The organism is Candidatus Nanopelagicales bacterium, from assembly GCA_018003655.1.
GTDB lineage: Bacteria > Actinomycetota > Actinomycetes > S36-B12 > UBA10799 > JAGNDY01.
Genome location: JAGNDY010000126.1, coordinates 1 through 4390 on the forward strand (window position 1 = coordinate 1; position 4390 = coordinate 4390).

Here is a 4390-nt window from a genome sequence, read left to right on the forward strand (position 1 = left end):
TATCCTGACATCTCGCCCTACGGCGAATAGGCGGGTTGCCCGAGCGGCCAATGGGAGCGGACTGTAAATCCGTCGGCTTTGCCTTCGAAGGTTCGAATCCTTCACCCGCCACTGAAACGGCCTGAATTTCTTGCACCGCGAGGGGTTCAGGCCTTTTCCTTTGCCCCTTTCTGAAGGTCCCGCCCCCGTCGAGGTCGCGATGACCTGTCCGCCAGGTGGAGTAATGCAAGATCAATAACTCTGCGTCCGTGGCTATCGTGGTGATGCGGGTTCGACGAGGGTGAAACCGACCACATTCGCCGTGCCACCAAGTAAGAGCCAAGCGCTCACGACAGGGGAGTCACATGTCCTACTGCCCCAGCTGCGGTAGTGCTAGTCAACCAAATGCGACCTTCTGCACGGGGTGCGGTCGGCGGGTGGATCAACCGTCGTCCGATACGTCCCCGTTGGCAGTCACGCCTTCGGAGCAGCCCACCCCGCGGCCTCCTGCCGGACCGGTATTCACCGCCGCCCCACCTGACCCCGGGGGTCCACGAAGTCCCTTGCTGTGGGTGGGTCTGCTGGTTCTCGCCGTCTTGGTTGTGGGTGGCTTGTTCATGCTCGTGTCTTCCAACGACGACAAGGCGCCGGTTGCGGATTCCGGCCAGGTGGGCGCCCCAACCGCAAGTGCATCTGCCGCCACGTCGGCACCAGCACCGACGCCAACGGTGACCAAGACAAAGATCAAGACGAAGACCGTCACACCGGCGCCGCCACCGGTGCAGCCCTATTCGGGGAATGCGCGAGTGATCGCCTGCGACAGCACAATGCCCAACGGCGAGTACCTTGGGCGAGGTGACATCGGCGAATCAGTCGCGGCGCTGCAATGGGCGCTGGCTTCGCTGAACTACGTCGGTGCGTCTGGCGCACCGCTCGGGCAGGACGGGCAATTCGGGGCGCAGACCGAACGAGCTGTGCTGAGTTTCCAGCGGAACCACGGACTTCCGCAGGACGGCATCGTCGATCAACCAACCTGGAACACGATGAATGTGAGCCTGCGGTCCTTCCAGGGCATCAACCGCTGCTACTGATCGTCGGACGTGTATGTCACTCACGACATTTGGGCACGCCACCCGCCCCCGACCGCTGGCACAGTGGCGCCATGCGCGCGTGGCTGGATCGGCAGAAGGACCGCCTGCCGCCGCGCCTCGTCCAGTTCACCGACCGGTGGTGGGACCTGCACCAGCGCGAGCGCATTGAGATGATGGCCGCTGACGCCGCGTTCTGGTTCGTCTTCTCGCTGCCGTGGATGGTTTTGGCCGTGGTTGCGAGTCTGGGCTTCGTCTCGCGGGTGACCGGTTGGAGAGTGATTGACCAAGTCCAAAACGACCTGGTCGACATGGCGAACGCCGTCCTCTCCCAGCAAGCTGCCAACGAGTTCGTCATACCGAGGCTCAACGAGCTCTTCTCCCAGGGTCGCGCCCATCTCGGGATCATCGGCATCGTGCTCGCGTTCTACTCGGGTTCACGCGCGTTCAAGAGTCTGCTGGCGTCGATCCGCTCCGTCAGCGGTCAAACGGATCGCGGCGGTCTACGCAGTCGGGTGGTCGGGTTGGGTTTCTATGTGTCGAGCGTTGCCTTGATCTCCCTCGGCCTGGCCACGATCACGGCCGGTACCGACCAAATTGCTGGCGGAGTTGGCGCTCCGCAAGGCGTGTTCCGCATCATTGACCCGCTGATCTTCCTGGTGCTGATCCTCCTGCTCGTGCAGACGCTGCTCTACATCGGCATGCGGCCGGCGCTGTCATGGAAGCGCGACTGGTGGCCAGCGACCGGAGCAGTCCTGATTGCGGGCGCGTGCCTGATCGGCATTGGCATCTACCTGCGAACGCAGTTGGATGCGGGCTCCGTCCTCGGGTTGGCAGAGGTTCCGATCGCGGTCATGCTGTTCTGCTACGTCGCGAGTTGGGTGGTTCTGAACGCCGCCACAGTCCAGACCCTGCGTCAAAACGAGCCACGATTGCGGCCCGCAAACGCCTAGGACTTCGGCCACGCATCCGCCCTCAGCAGGCCGCCTCGCCTTATGCTGCCCAGAACAGAACGACTCACCCACGACCAGGGATGGCTCACGACGTGACCGAAGACCCGACTCCAGCTCCGCACGACGACCCGTCGGTTCCCCTGCCGGGCACCGATGACGCGGAAACCGCCACCAAGCCGCAACTCAAGCTCGACAAGCGCAAGACGATCATCGGTGGAATCGTCACGCTGATCGTGCTGGGGTTGGTCTTCTGGGGCCTGGCCAAGAAATTCGGATCGTTTAGCGAGGCGTGGGCGTCGATCAAGGAGATGTCACTGATCTCCGTCGCGGCATTGATCCTGGTCGCGATCGTCAACATCATCGTCTACACCTTCCCCTACATGCCCGCGATCCCGGGCTTGAAGTACCGACCGGCCTTCATGGTTCGACAAACGTCGTGGGCCATCGGCGCGCTCATTCCGGCCGGCGGCGCAGTAGCGGTGGCAGTGCAGTACCTGATGCTCTCCTACTACAAGGTCAAGCCCGCAGCAGCGACGAGCGGCATCGCGGTGACCAGCGTGTGGAGCTTCTTCATGACGTTCCTGCTGCCAGTTCTGGGCGTACTCGCGCTGATCCCGTCGGGCAACCTCGAGTCAAGTTGGATCTGGCTGGGCATCGGCGGAGTCGTTGCACTGGTCGTCATGGTCATCATCTTCTGGTTGATCCTGCGCAGCGAAGCGAGCGCACGCCACGTCGGTGCGCTCGGCCAGAAGCTGGCCAACCCGGTGCTTAAGCGGATGCACAAAGACACCGACGTCACCGACGCGATCATGAAGTTCCGCGACGGCATCGTCGACGTTGTCAAGGATCACTGGATCGGGCTGACGGTCACGAACCTGGCTGTGTCCTTCATGCAGTTCATGATCCTGTTCGTCGCTGTCCGCGCGGTATCCGGCGGCAGAAGCGCAGGTGTCACTGGCTTGGAGATTTTCGGGGCCTTTGCCATTTCGCGCCTGGGCTCGCTGATTCCGCTGACGCCTGGCGGGCTGGGCACTGTTTTCGGCCTGCTGGCGGTCATGCTGGGAGCGTTCGGTCTGCCTGATCAAGACGTCGTCGCTGCCACAGTCGTCTGGCAGGTTGTCAGCCTGTTCCCGCAGGCAATCGTCGGCCTGTGCACGTTCATCGGGTGGCGGGTGGGGGAGACCAGGGCCGCTCGGGTTGCGGTCGCCTAACGGCAGCACCACGTCGACCATCCGGTCGCCGTGTCGGCACCCGTTCGGTTGGGCCGATACCGGGCGGCGGAGACCACTGGCGGCCATGTAGCCTTGTGGATCGCGTGACCCGCCCCTTTAGCTCAGTCGGTAGAGCGTCTCCATGGTAAGGAGAAGGTCTACGGTTCGATTCCGTAAAGGGGCTCGGCGGAGTGAAAGCTCCGAGCAAGGCGGGGTAGCTCAGCCTGGTAGAGCAAGCGGCTCATAATCGCTGTGTCGCCGGTTCAAGTCCGGCCCTCGCTACCACCGTAAGAAGCAGTATTCGTTATTTTCAGAAGGGCTCCAGCCGTGGCTAAGGCGTCGGACGTTCGTCCCAAGATCACTCTTGCTTGCGGCGAGTGCAAGGAACGCAACTACATCACCAAGAAGAACCGCCGCAACGATCCAGACCGCGTGGAGCTCAATAAGTTCTGCCCGCGTTGCGGAAAGCACACCGCGCACAAAGAGACTCGCTAGCTTCTCCGCCGCCGCAAGGCGGTCCCTGATTCGCTGCTCTCGCGCAGCCGGTAGCGTGCTGTCCCGACAGCAGCAGACGACGTGCGTGCGTCGCGACGAGAGGCGGGTAACACAGTGGGACGGCTTACAGATCGAGTAGCAATCGTCACCGGTGGCGGACGTGGCATCGGGCAAGCGACCTCCCTGCGACTGGCCCGCGATGGAGCCTCCGTCGTCGTCAACGACATCGACCCAGTGCCCGCCGACGAGACGGTCGCATTGATCAAAGAGGCTGGCGGAACCGCAGTCACTTGCGTCGCTAACACTGTCGAGCTCGAGGAAGCCCGATCACTGATCGATACCGCGATCGAATCGTTCGGCAAGATCGACATTCTGGTCAATAACGCCGGCGTCACCCGGGACAAGATGTTCCACGGCATGACCGACGAACTCTTCGACTTTGTGGTCGATGCGAACCTGCGCACCGGGTACCACACCACGCTGGCTGCGATGCCGCACATGCGTGAGGTCGCCAAGCAGGAGATCGCCGCGAACGGTGCTCCCGCCTACAACCGCAAGATCGTCTTCACGTCCAGTGTCGCGGCGTTGATGGGTAACCCCGGCCAGTTCAACTACACCGCCGCCAAGGGCGCCATCATCGCCGTCACCAAGACGCTCGCCCGCG

At 62.8% G+C, this 4390-nt stretch carries 5 protein-coding genes and 3 tRNA genes; all 8 read left to right on the plus strand.

The window, feature by feature from the left end; genetic code table 11:
- The first annotated feature begins 29 nt into the window (after positions 1 to 29).
- Positions 30 to 111, plus strand: a tRNA-Tyr gene (locus tag KAZ48_10990).
- 233 nt (positions 112 to 344) lie between these two features.
- Positions 345 to 1070, plus strand: a complete 726-nt coding sequence (locus KAZ48_10995; protein ID MBP7973316.1) for a peptidoglycan-binding protein — start codon at positions 345 to 347, stop codon at positions 1068 to 1070.
- 71 nt (positions 1071 to 1141) lie between these two features.
- Positions 1142 to 2020: a YihY/virulence factor BrkB family protein gene (locus tag KAZ48_11000; protein MBP7973317.1), complete on the plus strand. Its 879-nt coding sequence runs from the start codon at positions 1142 to 1144 to the stop codon at positions 2018 to 2020.
- A 92-nt stretch (positions 2021 to 2112) separates the two neighbouring features.
- A complete protein-coding gene (locus KAZ48_11005; protein MBP7973318.1) occupies positions 2113 to 3231 on the plus strand; it encodes a flippase-like domain-containing protein in 1119 nt (372 codons plus the stop codon).
- Between the two features lie 111 nt (positions 3232 to 3342).
- Positions 3343 to 3415 (plus strand) — tRNA-Thr (locus KAZ48_11010).
- Between the two features lie 24 nt (positions 3416 to 3439).
- Positions 3440 to 3516 (plus strand) — tRNA-Met (locus KAZ48_11015).
- A gap of 42 nt (positions 3517 to 3558) precedes the next feature.
- Positions 3559 to 3726 carry a 50S ribosomal protein L33 gene (gene rpmG, locus KAZ48_11020; GenBank protein MBP7973319.1) on the plus strand — a complete coding sequence of 56 codons (168 nt, stop codon included), beginning with the start codon at positions 3559 to 3561 and terminating at the stop codon, positions 3724 to 3726.
- 114 nt (positions 3727 to 3840) lie between these two features.
- Positions 3841 to 4390 (plus strand): SDR family oxidoreductase (locus tag KAZ48_11025; protein MBP7973320.1); only part of this gene is annotated, 550 nt, incomplete at its 3' end.

Coding starts and splice junctions, on each gene's coding strand:
- KAZ48_10995 (MBP7973316.1), top strand. CDS start 345: ATGTCCTACTGCCCCAGCTGCGGTAGTGCTAGTCAACCAAATGCGACC.
- KAZ48_11000 (MBP7973317.1), top strand. CDS start 1,142: ATGCGCGCGTGGCTGGATCGGCAGAAGGACCGCCTGCCGCCGCGCCTC.